General features: G+C 38.0%; 11 protein-coding genes and 1 pseudogene. 4 read left to right on the top strand and 8 right to left on the bottom strand.

Going from position 1 to position 14,107, the window contains the following annotated elements:
- The 4 genes from AB1280_RS21095 to AB1280_RS21080 form a co-directional block, all read right to left on the bottom strand.
- Positions 1–273, bottom strand: coding sequence for an EsaB/YukD family protein (locus tag AB1280_RS21095; RefSeq protein WP_429756878.1), 273 nt, complete (start codon positions 271–273; stop codon positions 1–3).
- Between the two features lie 3 nt (positions 274–276).
- Entirely contained in the window at positions 277–771 is a 495-nt protein-coding gene (locus AB1280_RS21090; RefSeq protein WP_429757384.1) for a type VII secretion protein EssA, read from the bottom strand.
- 43 nt (positions 772–814) lie between these two features.
- Positions 815–4,324, bottom strand: a complete 3,510-nt coding sequence (esaA, locus tag AB1280_RS21085) for a type VII secretion protein EsaA (RefSeq protein ID WP_429756877.1) — start codon at positions 4,322–4,324, stop codon at positions 815–817.
- Positions 4,325–4,398: 74 nt separating this feature from the next.
- Positions 4,399–4,695 (bottom strand): WXG100 family type VII secretion target, encoded by a 297-nt coding sequence (locus AB1280_RS21080; RefSeq protein ID WP_429756876.1) that lies wholly within the window; start codon positions 4,693–4,695, stop codon positions 4,399–4,401.
- A 137-nt stretch (positions 4,696–4,832) separates the two neighbouring features.
- Here AB1280_RS21080 and AB1280_RS21075 point away from each other — a divergent pair.
- Both AB1280_RS21075 and AB1280_RS21070 read left to right on the top strand, forming a co-directional pair.
- Positions 4,833–5,042: pseudogene (locus AB1280_RS21075) on the top strand (hypothetical protein); the annotation flags it as partial.
- A 14-nt stretch (positions 5,043–5,056) separates the two neighbouring features.
- Positions 5,057–6,466, top strand: a complete 1,410-nt coding sequence (locus tag AB1280_RS21070) for a GW domain-containing glycosaminoglycan-binding protein (RefSeq protein ID WP_429756875.1) — start codon at positions 5,057–5,059, stop codon at positions 6,464–6,466.
- 626 nt (positions 6,467–7,092) lie between these two features.
- On the opposite strand, the gene menB is transcribed toward AB1280_RS21070, so the two are convergent.
- The 4 genes from menB to AB1280_RS21050 are packed head-to-tail and all read right to left on the bottom strand — an operon-like array spanning position 7,093 to position 11,877.
- On the bottom strand, positions 7,093–7,911 hold the full coding sequence (gene menB, locus AB1280_RS21065) for a 1,4-dihydroxy-2-naphthoyl-CoA synthase (protein ID WP_429756874.1): 819 nt from the start codon (positions 7,909–7,911) through the stop codon (positions 7,093–7,095).
- A complete protein-coding gene (gene menH / locus AB1280_RS21060) occupies positions 7,908–8,735 on the bottom strand; it encodes a 2-succinyl-6-hydroxy-2,4-cyclohexadiene-1-carboxylate synthase (RefSeq protein ID WP_429756873.1) in 828 nt (275 codons plus the stop codon). The genes menB and menH overlap by 4 nt, the downstream gene beginning before the upstream one ends.
- The gene (gene menD, locus AB1280_RS21055; protein ID WP_429756872.1) at positions 8,732–10,486 is read right to left on the bottom strand and encodes a 2-succinyl-5-enolpyruvyl-6-hydroxy-3-cyclohexene-1-carboxylic-acid synthase; all 1,755 of its coding nucleotides are present in this window, start codon (positions 10,484–10,486) and stop codon (positions 8,732–8,734) included. Before menD ends, menH begins: the two co-directional genes overlap by 4 nt.
- Entirely contained in the window at positions 10,483–11,877 is a 1,395-nt protein-coding gene (locus AB1280_RS21050; protein WP_429756871.1) for an isochorismate synthase, read from the bottom strand. Before AB1280_RS21050 ends, menD begins: the two co-directional genes overlap by 4 nt.
- Positions 11,878–12,124: 247 nt before the next feature.
- Between AB1280_RS21050 and AB1280_RS21045 the strand changes: the two genes are divergently transcribed.
- Both AB1280_RS21045 and AB1280_RS21040 read left to right on the top strand, forming a co-directional pair.
- Complete coding sequence (locus AB1280_RS21045; protein WP_429756870.1) at positions 12,125–13,072, top strand: 1,4-dihydroxy-2-naphthoate polyprenyltransferase; 948 nt, start codon at positions 12,125–12,127, stop codon at positions 13,070–13,072.
- A gap of 166 nt (positions 13,073–13,238) precedes the next feature.
- Positions 13,239–13,970: a yteA family sporulation protein gene (locus AB1280_RS21040; RefSeq protein WP_272188714.1), complete on the top strand. Its 732-nt coding sequence runs from the start codon at positions 13,239–13,241 to the stop codon at positions 13,968–13,970.
- The last annotated feature ends 137 nt before the right edge of the window (positions 13,971–14,107 follow it).

The following is a 14,107-nucleotide window of genomic DNA, read 5'->3' as shown; positions in this document are numbered from 1 at the left end:
CTAGTGTTCCTCCAAACTCCCTATTATTTCTTTTACGACTAATTGATCGCCATCCGCTAATGGATATTTCGCCAATATAACATTTTCATCTAAATGAATTGGCTTATTTTTTACTTCCAATGAAAAATGAGTGGGCAATTCTATATTTACTAAAGATAATGAATCAACCAATAGTTCTTTCAATCTATTAGAAGAAACTTGATTAGGTATTGTTAAATCAAGTACTTGCTCATTAACATGAAGTTCGATATTAATCATTGTTCTTTCTGCCATTGTTTACTCCTTTTTCCGTATAAATAAGTTTGAAAATCTTTTGCCTAATAACCAACCTAAAATTAACATTCCGGTTACACCTATAATTAACAATATCAAGAAGGTCCATCTAGGAAGTTCATAATTGGCATGTTCCACAGTTGCTTCATTTTCATTAGAAGCTTTGTAGTCTTTAGAAAACAGCTTCTTGGTGATTGTATCCTGTGGTTTCTTTTCTACAGGATTATCGTTAAGAAATACTGTTTCTTTTATACTTGAAATACTCTTTATATTTTCTTTCTCAAGTTCCTTATTTTTTGTGTTTTTGTCTTTTAAAAACAAATCTTCTATGCCTGTAACAGAATTTTTATTTTTATCACTTTCTTTTTCATAAATCACGTTGTTATGAATCGTTAGTCTTCCATCTTCAGCATAAGCTAGTCTGTTAAAACTAGGAAACAGATTTGTCACACAAAAAGAAATTAGAAGAAAAAAAACGAAAAATTTTGGTTTTATCATTTTTTCCAAATTCGTACATCCTTTCTCCTAACAACATAAGCTATTACTCTTGGTTAGCTTCCTCTGACTTTTTCACACCTGGAAAAGCAATGAAATTCGTACCAATTCCTACAACCATAATAATTATCAATAACAAGTAACTTTCCCATCCAATATGTATACTATTGCTTAGTGCTGCATAACCATTTTCTATGTTTTGAAGCGGTGAAAACCGATATAATAAATCGACAACACTACCTGGACGAGTTTTCATTCCTAATAATGGTGTTAACATAAGATATAATCCTAAAAATGAAGCACAAACATAAAGTGTTATATTTTTAAACTGACGAGAAAAACCTGTTATTAATAGAGTTCCACCTAAAATATTTAGGAACGTGTAACTAAACCAAGAGATATTAAACACTCCCAAAATACTAAAAGTAGTTATTCCAGCAAAGAATAGTGAGATAATTAGACTGACACCTGTTATCCTCATAACATTAGGAACATTTAGCCATGCCCTTGTAGGTGTAATAAAAACCATATCTTCCGTAATTTTTCTACGTTGAATAGTACGACATAAGGAAATGCCGGTAATGACTGAAAGAACAGCTCCTACAAGCGTCATATAGTAAGGAATAATAGAAGTTTGGCGAGTAGCTTCAAAACTTCCTTTTGTAGCAAGTGGGGCTGATAGAAAATTGAATACTTTATAATTATCTGCTCCACCTTGTTTCGTATTAGAAAGTACTTTGCTAAACCCTTGTGCGTATTCTTCATTTTCACTTGTATTCTTTTGAATTTTAGTGACTGAAGTATTTAAATTACTCAAAACAGTATCTGCATTTTTTTGAACATTACTTGTAGTTTCTTTTAACTCCTGAATTTTTGGATAAATATCATGAGCTTTCGCTGCAGATTTTTCTAAACTATCAGCCGAGTTCTTTGAACTTTGAATTAAACCTTCCATTTCTTTTATTAAGCTATCTGTTTCTGTAGGAATTGGTATTGTATCGTTCTCTGCAGGATGTAGATTTTCTGCATTGTTTACTGATTCATCTTGATTTTTTTCATTTCCTTTCCCTGACTGATACGTTTCATCAATCTGCTTCTTGGCTTTCTCAAACCAAACATTTAACTTGTCTGCTTCATCCAGAAACTTCCGAGGCTCAGCCATTAGATTTAAAGTTCCATATAATGTATTTTTCTTTCCACTATTATTTTCATCCGTTGTTAATCCATTTTCACCCGTTGTTGATCCATTTTCACCCGTTGTTGATCCATTTTCATCCGTTGGTGATCCAATTATTTCTTGTAAATCTTTTATTTGGTCTTCAATATTTGTATAGAGTTGATTTCCTTTATTCTTAAATTCTTTATAAATTTTATCTGTAATAGCATCTCCTGTGATATTGTTATACATACGATAAACAGAGTTTGGATTTGCCAACTCTTCGAGAGTCTTCTCTTGATTTTCAGTTTTATTAATCATATCTGCATAGCTATCAATAGATATGGAATTTTCCGGATTACCAAATAAGGTAACAATTTGCTGTGCAGTGCTATCAAGTATTTGAAATTGTTTTAATAACTCAGGTAAGTCAGATATTAAATTCTTATTCATGTCTATATATTCTGCATAACTGGAATTCACTTGAGTTTTCTCATTAACAATCCATGAATAATCAACAGAGACAAAAGATTTTTTCTTCATTTCTTCATCCAAAGTCCAATCTAAATCCGCCTTAAACGTTAGACTAAAACTTGAAGGTAACGACGGAAGATCCTTTTTTTCAGATGTTGGCCTATTAGGATCTGTTTCTGGTTTCGGTTCTGTTTCTGGTTTCGGTTCTGTTTCTGGTTTCGGTTCTGTTTCTGTGGGGTTCTCTTTCAATGAAATACTGAATTCATGATTAGAAACTTCACTCCACTCAGAAATGTACCCATATGATTTGAGTTTTTGATCCAATTCTGTTTTTAACACCGGTAAAAGATTCGTCAAATTTCTTATCCCTAAACTTCCTTGTTCTGTATGGTCTGTCACCAAAGAGATTCTATTATCTTTTGTTGGATCAATAGATATAGTGACCTCCCTACTATTTATAGAAATGATAGAGCTATGTTCAGAATTAGCTTCTAAATAGGAAAAGTTTCCTTCCTTTCCTGTTTCTTTTTCAAAATTTTTCGCATAACGCCGAACTATAGTTAGCTCATCCTGGAATTTTTTAGATTGAGAATCAGTTATAATATTCTTAGCAATTAACTTTTGTAAAAGTTTTTCTAAAGTGTCTGCTGGAATTTGTGGTAGACTTTCTTCTATTATTTGACGATAACGATTATCTAAATTAACTTTATTTTCTTTCGAATCATCCATTAGTTTCACAATCGCCTTTTTAATATCCTCATCAGAAGCTTTATCCGGATTTTTTTCTGCATCTCCATAATAAGTTTCTGCAATCTGTTTTCTTAAATTATCAAGAGTTTCAACTTGCGATTGCAATTGATTAATTTCATCTTTTAGTTTAGCAATTCGATCAGTTTGTGTTTCTTGAAATAGCATGGCGTTTAGCAAGAATTCCGAATAAACCCCAGTTGATTTTCCTTCATCTGTTTCCGGTGTATAAAAGTTTCCTAGTTCGGTAAGCACTGATTGGTTCAAACCATCATATTTTGCTTTATATTCCGCTAAATCAGATTTCCGTAGGGTTTCTAATTCCGTTTTCTTTAAGTTAAATTGATCCTCAAATTGCTTTAAGGACTCTTTTAACTTTTTATTTGTTTTATCGATATTTTCGTTAGCTAATTTTTGAGCTTCTTTTGTCGAGGTACTGCCTGCTTCTAAGCTCTTATTATTACTATCCATTAGAGTTTTTACGGATGAAACAAATGCTTGTTGTTCCGAGAGAAAACCTTTATTATCTTCATCAAGAATACTCGAAACATTAGATAAACTATTAAATCCTCCCGACAACTCCTTAAATGGATTTTGAATATTTGTCATCAGATATTTCTTAGCATCAGTTCCTTCTCCAACAATTTTATTGACATTTCGTTGGGCTTCTGATAAATTTCCTACAATACTTGAGAAATACATCTGCACAATTCGTTGATTGAAATTTTTCAAAATATCATTTACTTGTGTTTGAACAGCTTGATTGGATATCTCATTTTGCCCTTTACGTACACGATAATTAATGGTCGCCTGTTCTGGTGCGATACTTTGAAGGGACAAAAGACGTTCGGAGAAATCTTGAGGAATAATAATTTCTGCATCAAATTGACCATTCTCAATTCCTGCATTAGCAATATTCCTACTGACCGTCTGCCAACTATTTTTGGCATCTTGATTAATCAGAGTAACAAAGTCTGCACCGAGTTCATACTTCCTCCCCTCAAAAACAGCCCCTTTATCTTCATTCACTAAAACATATTGAACCTTGGATACTTTTTGATTGGTAGCCCGGTACACATTATTATCTTTAAAACCAAAATAAGTGAAAGTCAAAATAAGAAATAATCCACCAAGTGTAATCACAATTAATGGAAAATAACTCTTATATTTTTTTATCAAAATACAATTCTTCCTTTCAGATAAATTAAAAAAGGTGTCAGCACAATGAGTTGCACTGACCCCTTTTAAAAAAATTAACTTAAGCCAAACGAACTTGCATCCTGACGATCACGATCTGCGACAGTATCTGCATATTTGGTCAATTGCATATGAATACTTTGTAATAAATTTTCCATTTGTTTCACATTACCTTCAAGCTGTTTGTATTGGTCCAAGTAAGCTCGGAAAGCTTCCCCCTGCCATTCTTGGGAAATTTGTGAATTCATAGAATTCACCTTTTGAATAGCGTCATGAATTTGTGATGAAGCAGTTTGATAAATTCTCGCCTGAGATTTCAGTTGTTCGGGTGTGACTGTAATAGCTCCTGCCATAAAATCATCTCCTTTTTTTTGACTATCCATAAGTACGGATAACATAATTTTAAACTAATCTTGGTTCTTGTGCAATAAATTTACAAAACTCGGAATTTTTTTCAAACCCATCATTAGCAAAATATTAAACAAGTAGAATGATTCAAAATCATTTCTACCTTTTGTATCAAGCCCTATAAAAAAACCAAGAAATATCAAAGATCTTACTACAGAAGAACGGACGAAAATCTCATAAGTATGAGAAGCAAAAAATCTTTACTATTTTGAGTATTGTCTATGAATATAATAGATTAAGGAAACAAAAGAGAAACCCGTACCTCCAAAACAGACAGCAGCTACTCGAATAGACAAAGAAAATATTTTGATATACACAAATGGTGGGGATGACAGTATTTGGACGAAACCAAAAGGTGTAGAGGGTTCTCGCTTTGTAGGTTCTGCAAGTGAATATGTAGGTATCGTCGTGCATCTAACTCAAAAGATGGTTGTCGAGAATACAACATGGTATCAATTCAGCATAGACGGAAAAGAAATAGGTTGGGTAGAAAGTAAATTGTTCGATAACGGCCTAACAGAAGTCGCATCTCTGCGCTATCCATTTGACAAAATTGTCGGTCAAGATACAAACGACGGGATATGGTCATCGCCTTATGGTGTAAGCGGCGGCTCAAAATACGTCGCAAGTTCAAATGTATACTCTTTTGATACGATCACAATCACAGCACAAGCAAAGATAAATGGTCAAAAGTGGTATGCATTTCGTGTAGATGGAAAACATATCGGTTGGATTCACGATAAAGCATTCGATAATGGCTCGGTAAATCATCATGGCTTTGCCTTATCAGCCAAATTAGGAAACTCAGATCGTCATGCGATTTGGACCAAACCTTATGGACTTGCTTACAGCAAATATGTAGCGCCCATTAGCCAATATGCATATGAAAAGCTAGATGTCATTAATACGGTAAGCATTCAAGGTACAAAGTGGGGTCAAATTAAGAATGAAAAAGGGATCATTGGATGGATTGACCTGAAAAATGCAACAAAGGAAAATGCATATAACGAACCGATCGGCACTGGTGTAGCATCAGTGAAAGGAAACCTAAACACAAGTCACGGCATATGGACGAAACCTTATGGGGAAGAGGATGCAAAGTGGGTTGCCCCTATAAGTGATTATAACTATAAACCTGTAAAAATACTGCAAAAAGTGAAGATTTGGCCTACAACTTGGTGTAAAATCCAAATAGGGGACCGCGTACTTGGCTGGGTAGACTCGCAAACACTATCGGATCAATCTGTTTATGAAAAAGACATGTATGTTGTTGTCGGAAATGGAAATGGTCATGCCATTTGGTCGACTCCATACGGGTTAGAGGGTGCTAGAAACCTAGGGAATGTGAGTAATTATGCAAATAATCTTGCACATGTGGACAAAAGTATGAAAATCGACCGTACGGAATGGTATCACGTAAACATAGATGGTCGTGATATTGGTTGGTTCGATTCACGGTCAATCTCAACCTATTCCTTTGAAAGGAACGGGGTATATCATGTTGCAACGAACGATACGAGTCATGGTGTATGGTCGAAACCATACGGTGTGAAAAACGCGGCTTGGATTGATTCAGCAGTCGCGTACAAAAATAAAAAATTAGTGTTAAAAATGTATATCCATCTAGGCGATACATATTGGTATGCTTTCGATAACGGCCATGGCGGTGTATTTTGGATCGATAAAGATGTGGTGCGTATTGGGGAAGCGAAATAAAATGGATTTACTCAACTTGTAGGCTCATCAAATACAGCTAAACGTACAAACCAAATTGTAACCGTAGTTGCTCAATGTAGCAGTACAGGAGTACGATATGTGGAGACTAACGAAAACAATTGATAAAGGTGCATATATTATAAATGTAAATAAAGAAGAAAGACAGTAAATCTCCTGATTGAGCAGGAGATTTTTCTGTTTTTGGTGCTTATACTTTTTTTCAACAACTAGTTATTTTTTTGGTTATCATATTTCAAGCAAAGAAGGGGTACAGCCAAGATACGTGTATATCTCGGCTGTACCCCAATTAGAAGTTATGTGAGCACGCAATCTATTTTTCAATGTACTAAAGAATGGATTGAAATGTAGAGCTTACCGCCCGGATAAAATAAACAATTTTGAGAACTGTAGCTACTATGCAAAAAAGAGACTTAATGAATTCTCATTAAGTCTCTTTTCATTTTCATTACTATTCAGCTTAAGCAACAGTCGGCTCCGCTTTTATCCTATCCAGCTACAGCGGCTAGAATCTCCAGTCGTTTCGCACCCTCGGACGAGGCAAAAAGCGCCTCTCTGTCGGGTACTCCAACGCCCTGCGATTCTAAACGAGCCGCTTCCACTTTTAATCACGGAAAACGAGGGAATTGTCCAAAGTCCGGACGACGTTTTTCTTTAAACGCATCGCGGCCTTCTTTTGCTTCGTCTGTTGTATAGTATAGTAGCGTTGCATCGCCAGCTAGTTGCTGAATACCTGCAAGGCCGTCTGTGTCTGCATTAAATGCAGCTTTTAAGAAGCGAAGTGCCATTGGGCTGTTTGTTAAAATTTCTTCTGCCCATTTCACAGTTTCTTCTTCTAGTTGTTCTAATGGTACAACTGTGTTAATTAAGCCCATATCAAGCGCTTCTTGTGCGTTGTATTGACGGCATAGGTACCAAATTTCGCGTGCTTTCTTATGACCAACCATACGAGCTAAATAACCAGCGCCGTATCCACCGTCAAAGCTTCCTACTTTTGGACCTGTTTGGCCAAATACTGCGTTCTCTGCTGCGATTGTTAAATCACATACGATGTGAAGTACATGTCCGCCGCCGATTGCATAACCTGCTACCATTGCGATAACTGGTTTTGGAATTGCGCGAATTAAGCGTTGTAAATCTAATACGTTTAGACGTGGAATTTGATCGTCGCCAACGTATCCGCCATGACCGCGAACTTTTTGGTCACCACCAGAACAGAATGCACGGCCACCTTCACCTGTTAAAATGATAACACCAACATTTTGATCATCGCGTGCATGTGCAAACGCATCGATTAACTCCATTACCGTTTTTGGACGGAATGCATTATGTACTTCAGGACGATTAATCGAAATCTTTGCGATTCCATTGTATGTGGAATAAATAATATCTTCATAATTTCCTTCTTTTACCCATTCAATCGTCATTTATTTCTACCTCCTTTTATGTTTTGTAAAAAGCCCCTTACTATTGTATCAAACTTTTGCGGTTGTTCCACATGAATTGCATGACCCGATCCAATAATTTGTACAAATTCAGCATGAGGGATCTGTTTTTTCATCTTTGTTAAGATGTGAAAGAACTTTTCATCATATTCTCCACTCATAAGTAAGACTGGCATTTGCAAGTGCTCTAGTTCATTCCACCAAGATGGCTGCGCTCCTGTTCCCATGCCCCGCAAACTATTTGCAAGGCCCCTGGGATGATTCGCTAATCTTTCTTCACGTAAACGAGCTTGTACATGGAGAGGCAGCTTTTTTTGCGTAGCAAAGAGCGGAATATTTTCCCACTTTTCAACAAAAGCAGCAACGCCTTCTCGTTCAATCCTGTCTGCAAGCTGTTCATCCTTCTGTCTGCGCTCTTTACGTTCTTCTTCTGCTGTGAGTCCTGCTGTACAGTTTTCTAATAAAAGAGACGAAATGCGCTTTGGATATAAACAAGCAAGTGTAAGAGCAAGACGCCCTCCCATAGAATACCCTAACAGATGCACTTTCTCAATTTGCAAATGATCAAGCACAGCAATGAGGTGCGCAGCTACTGTTTTTATATGATAATGCTGGACTTCCTTTGGACTTTCTGTTTTACCATGTCCGATTAGATCAACTAAAATGACCTGAAACTGCTCGCTCCACGCCGAAACAAACGAACGCCACGTTTCCATACTTCCAGTAAAACCATGAAGGACAAGAAGAGGCTCGCCGCTTCCAATCACTTCATATTCGTAAGAAACTCCGTGTACGTTCACTTTCATTCCGCTTCACCTTGCAGTGCCCTTGAAACAACTGTTGCTGCTCTTCCCATGATATCACGGTGAAGCTGCAAGTTTTCTTCGCGGTCTGTTTTTATTTCAATAACATGCAAGCCATCTTCTCTCGTACCTTTGTCCACTTCATGACGAAACGCCTCCCACGTATGTACACGTTGGAATGAACCGTTATACATCTTCACGACATGTTCATAATCAAGCCCGAGCGGCGTGCCAAATAGCGCTTCAAAATGTTCTTTTTGTTTATACTGTGGTAAAAATGAGAAAATACCGCCGCCATCATTGTTTACAACAACAATCGTCGCATGTAAATCATGTAGTTTTGCCGCTAACAATCCGTTTAAATCATGATAGAACGATAAATCTCCTACAACTAATACAAGCGGCGTGCGAGCTACACTTACGCCAAGCGCCGTCGAAACAATGCCGTCAATACCGTTTACACCGCGATTGGCTACTACTTCAATGTTCTTCTCGTTTGTAAAGAAAAATGTATCTGTATCGCGAATCGGCATACTATTACTTACAAATAAAGTTGCATATTCTGGCAAAACATCTACAAGTTCTGTAATTACTTTTCCTTCAAATGCATGCTCATACGATTTCATTTCCGTAAGTTTCTCTTTTACTGCGGCATTCATATGTTGCCACATATGAAGCCACTCTTGCTTACTTTGCTGCTTCGCATCATTTACAAGTTGCTCACAAAATGTAGTGTCATTTGCATACACAACTTCTGTAGACATAAGCACCGGATCTCGCCAATTTCCAGATTCGTCAACGACAATATGTAATGCTTCCGTTTGCTTTTTCAAATATTGCGTAAGTGCTTTAGAAACCGGCATACCGCCGAAGCGAATAATCACAGTTGGCTTCCAGCTATCACGAAGTTGTTCGTTACGTAAAAAAGTATCATAGCAATCGATAACAGTCGCTTTATCATGAAGACCGCTGCGAAGACCAGAAAGCGGATCTGCAAGAATCGGATAACCGTATGCTTTTGAAAAAGCCACGACAGCTTCTGCAATATCGGGATGACTATCATCTCCACATACAATAAGCCCCTTTTCCATATGCGAAAGGCGCTCTCGTAAAGATGCTGCATATTCATCCGTTATTGCTATTTTCCCTTGATGAACAGTTGCGGCATATTCCCCGCGGCCTTTTTCCCATAATTCCCTTAAAGAAAAGTCGGGAATTAACGGTTCACGAAGCGGAAAGTTTAGATGAATAGGCCCTTTTGGTGTTTGCAGCGCCCCAGCTACTGCTCGCCCGGCTGTCATCCGTGCATACCGATACATTGATTCTGCTGCTTCTGGTAGTGCCATTTCTATAAATTGTTTCACAAACGAACCGAACAAATGAAATTGATTCATCGCTTGCGGTGCACCAATATCTCGCAATTCATGTGGACGATCTGCTGTCAATACGAGAAGTGGCACCCGCGAATGAAATGCTTCGCATACAGCAGGATAATAGTTTGCTGCCGCTGTTCCTGACGTACATAACAAGGCAACAGGGCGTTTTTTTGCCTTGGCAATACCAAGCGCAAAAAAGGCTGCTGATCTTTCATCTACGTGTAAATATGTGCGAATTTGTTCATGCTGCGCCATTAATAAGGCAAGCGGTGTTGACCGCGAACCCGGGCTAATGACGACATCCTCTACATGCAGGCGCGCCAATTCATCAACAAACGCGCCTAAGTAATACGATAACGCTTCTATATGATCGCTCATCTAGATAGTCCCTCCAAAGCAGAAAGCATCGGCTTAAATTTCAATCTTGTTTCTTCATACTCTAAATGCAGCTTCGAATCGATGACAATACCGCAGCCGGAAAATAATGAAACATGTTTACCAGACACTAACCCGCAGCGAAGTGCTACCGCAAATTCACCGTTCCCCTGCTCATCAATCCAGCCAATTGGCCCTCCGTATAAACCACGATCTAATAGCTCTACTTCACGAATCAGTTTTAATGCTTCTTCTCGCGGCGTTCCTCCAAGAGCTGGTGTTGGGTGAAGTTCTTCAATAATCGATAACAAATCACCATTTCCCTTTGCCTCTACTGATGTATATAAATGAAGTAAATTTTTCGTTTTCAATAAACTCGGTTCATATGGAATATCAACTGTTTCACAATGCTTCGTTAACACATTGCGAATCATGTTTACTACATAACCATGCTCTGCTAAATTTTTCTTATCATGCAAAAGTTCATATCCATTCTCTTTCGTTTCCTCTTCTGAAGCACCTCGTCCAATCGAACCAGCAAGACACATAGATGTATATATTTCTCCCTCTTTACGAAGAAGCCTCTCTGGCGTTGCTCCTAAGAAGCACGTTCCTTTATAATCAAACGCAAATACATAACAATCCGGTTGCCCCATGCGAAGTGCTGCCAAAACAGAAGTCGAATCCACATCTTTATCCATAACAAGTTGCATTTCACGAGCTAACACAACTTTTTGCACAGCTCCTCGCTTCATTTCTTCCTGCACCTGTTCAATTGCTTGCAACCATTTCTCCGGTTCTACCTCTACTTTTGAAAGAATGGCTACCTTTTCTTCTGCGAAGGAATGCTTGCCTTGCTGTAACAATTGCTCCTCGGCATTTTGCAATTCCTCATAAATCTTTTCCGCACAATCATTTCCAGATACGAAACGATTTACTGTTAACCAAGCTTTTTCATTCTTTACCGTTAATAAAAAGGCTGGTAATTGCAGCATTGCATCTTCAAACGTCTTCCATAGATCTGTTCTTTCTTTTCGCGGATCGAAAGAAAAACCACCAAACAAAAGCGGTCCTGTTCCAAATTCATAAGCAGTGCGGTGAATGACCGCTTCTTCTCTCACCTCAGCCCACTCTTTACGAGCGTTTTGAAAGCGCTTTTCAGAAGAATTTGCTATAGTAAAAGCAGAGCCTACTCCAGCAAAGATAACATGCTGCGCTGGGTCTGCAAAGTAACATCTATCTCTATATCCAAATTGTGTTCCTGCTGCATAAAAAAGGAGTGGATCGATCCATTCCACTTGCTTTACAAAACTAACGAGTACTTGCCCTTCAGCTGCGCGCTGAATTGCAGTCAGAATCACATCTTTGACATTATATTGTTTCGTTTGAATCACAGAATCTCCCCCCTATGGGCGAAAAATAGTCATAAATACGCTTGATTTTAAGATACACCTCAAATGAAAGGTGTGTCAATGTTTAGCATTTCTGAGAAAATCCGAGCACATTCCTAGAAAATAAACGTTGACACTCTATGAGGCTTTTCCTACACTTAATTGTGTACTTTTTGTGTATGTTTCCCGCTCTAATAGGTAATAATAACTCATTTTTACTTTGTATAACAAACAGATAGGAGGATTCCATATGGAAGCAAAAGTTGAGACAAATCCCTCTCCCATGCAGCCAAGTAAACAAACAGGCTGGCGCATTTGGTGGAGCTTATTACGTCCTCATACATTAACGGCAGCCTTTGTGCCCGTTTTTATTGGAACGACTTATGCGATGCAAGTTGAAGGTATTAACAAAATAAATGTACCTCTTTTTCTTATCATGCTTCTTGCTTGCCTTCTCATACAAGCAGCAACAAACATGTTTAATGAATACTTTGATTACAAAAGAGGACTCGACCATGAAGGATCTGTTGGGATTGGCGGTGCAATCGTTCGCGATGGCATTCAGCCGAAAACAGTATTGAACTTAGCGTTCGGATTCTTTGGCATTGCAATTTTATTAGGAGTTTACATTTGCATAAACTCCAGTTGGTGGCTCGCAGCGATTGGTCTTATCTGTATGGCTGTTGCCTATTTATATACTGGCGGCCCACTTCCAATTGCCTATACACCTTTTGGCGAATTAACAGCAGGGTTATTTATGGGTGTTATTATTATTGGGATTTCATTCTTTATTCAAACCGGAATCGTAACATCAGAAATTGTATTACTGTCCATTCCAAATGCAATTTTAATCGGTGCCATTCTACTTGCGAATAATATTCGCGATTTAGATGGCGACAAAGAAAACGGTCGAAAAACATTAGCTATTTTAGTTGGACGGAACAATGCAATCGGCGTATTAGCATCTATGTTTATCATTTCTTATATATGGACGATTGCCCTTATTCTTGTTGGGATTGCCTCACCGTGGATGCTTGTAGTCTTTTTAAGCGTTCCAAAGGCACTTAAAGCAGCAAAAGGTTTTATTGGAAAGAGCATTCCAATGGAGATGGCACCCGCAATGATTGCCACAGCAAAAACGAATACAATTTTTGGATTTTTAATGGGAATTGGATTATTACTTGGATATTTCCTATGAGAACAGCGCAAGTGTGGAGGCACTTGCGTTTTTTTCATTGTACACTCATGCCGTTTGTTGTCGAAGGGGCTTTATATTGTACAAAAGCGCCGTTATATTAACGTAATAATTCCTGCAATTGAGCTCATACTACTTAAAGAAACCGAATTGTAGGAAGGTGGATTTTATGCTAACTCCACAACAAATGGATCATTTTCAATCTGTACTACAAAAGCAAAAGGAAGAGCTGGAACAAACGCTGCAAAATCATGAACACCTGGGACAAGCTTCTGAACGCGATGCAGTTGGAGAACTCTCCGCATATGATAATCATCCAGGGGATATGGGAACAGAATTGTATGAACGAGAAAAAGACTTAGGATTAGTAGAATTTTGGCATAAACAACTTACAGATGTAAAACATGCCTTAGAAAAAATAGAAGCTGGAACATATGGGATCTGTGAAGTATCAGGCGAACCGATTCCGCTTGAACGTTTAGAAGCAATGCCAACTGCAACGACTTGTATCGAACACACACATAATAAATTAATCTTAGGCGCACGTCCAATTGAGGAAGAGCTTATTGAACCGCCTTTTGGTAAATATGATATGGATAGTGCTGTTGGATATGATGCTGAAGATGCTTGGCAAGACGTTGCTTTATATGGAACGTCAGAAACACCTGCTGATTTAGAGCGCCGTGACTCTAAAAATTTCAATGAAATGTATGTAGATGCCGAAGAGCCCCGCGGATATGTTGAGGATTTTGAAAACTTTATCGGAACAGATATATACGGAAAAAACGTACAAGTATACGCTACAGAAGAACATGAAGAATATGAACAAATGCTAGATGACCACGAAGCAAGAACCTTTAGAAGCGAGCTTTCCCCAGACGAGTCCAGTTCAAAACCATAAAGTGAAACTTGCATCGGAGTGCCCTTTCTCTGATGATTAGCCCGCCCAATCGGGCGCATGCCAGCAGTTTTCCCTTCCCGCTTCTTTCCTATCTTTTGCTGCCCGTTAGAGCGGGATAAAAAAAGAAACATTCCCGA

Source organism: Bacillus sp. S10(2024) (genome assembly GCF_050473865.1).
GTDB lineage: Bacteria > Bacillota > Bacilli > Bacillales > Bacillaceae_G > Bacillus_A.
Note: the sequence above shows the minus strand (reverse complement) of the source record. Positions and strands in the feature narration are given on the sequence as shown.

Excerpts from the sequence above, each read along its gene's own strand:
- AB1280_RS21095 (WP_429756878.1), bottom strand. The coding sequence starts at position 273 with ATGGCAGAAAGAACAATGATTAATATCGAACTTCATGTTAATGAGCAA.
- AB1280_RS21090 (WP_429757384.1), bottom strand. The coding sequence starts at position 771 with ATGATAAAACCAAAATTTTTCGTTTTTTTTCTTCTAATTTCTTTTTGT.
- AB1280_RS21080 (WP_429756876.1), bottom strand. The coding sequence starts at position 4,695 with ATGGCAGGAGCTATTACAGTCACACCCGAACAACTGAAATCTCAGGCG.
- menB (WP_429756874.1), bottom strand. The coding sequence starts at position 7,911 with ATGACGATTGAATGGGTAAAAGAAGGAAATTATGAAGATATTATTTAT.
- menH (WP_429756873.1), bottom strand. The coding sequence starts at position 8,735 with ATGAAAGTGAACGTACACGGAGTTTCTTACGAATATGAAGTGATTGGA.
- menD (WP_429756872.1), bottom strand. The coding sequence starts at position 10,486 with ATGAGCGATCATATAGAAGCGTTATCGTATTACTTAGGCGCGTTTGTT.
- AB1280_RS21045 (WP_429756870.1), top strand. The coding sequence starts at position 12,125 with ATGGAAGCAAAAGTTGAGACAAATCCCTCTCCCATGCAGCCAAGTAAA.
- AB1280_RS21040 (WP_272188714.1), top strand. The coding sequence starts at position 13,239 with ATGCTAACTCCACAACAAATGGATCATTTTCAATCTGTACTACAAAAG.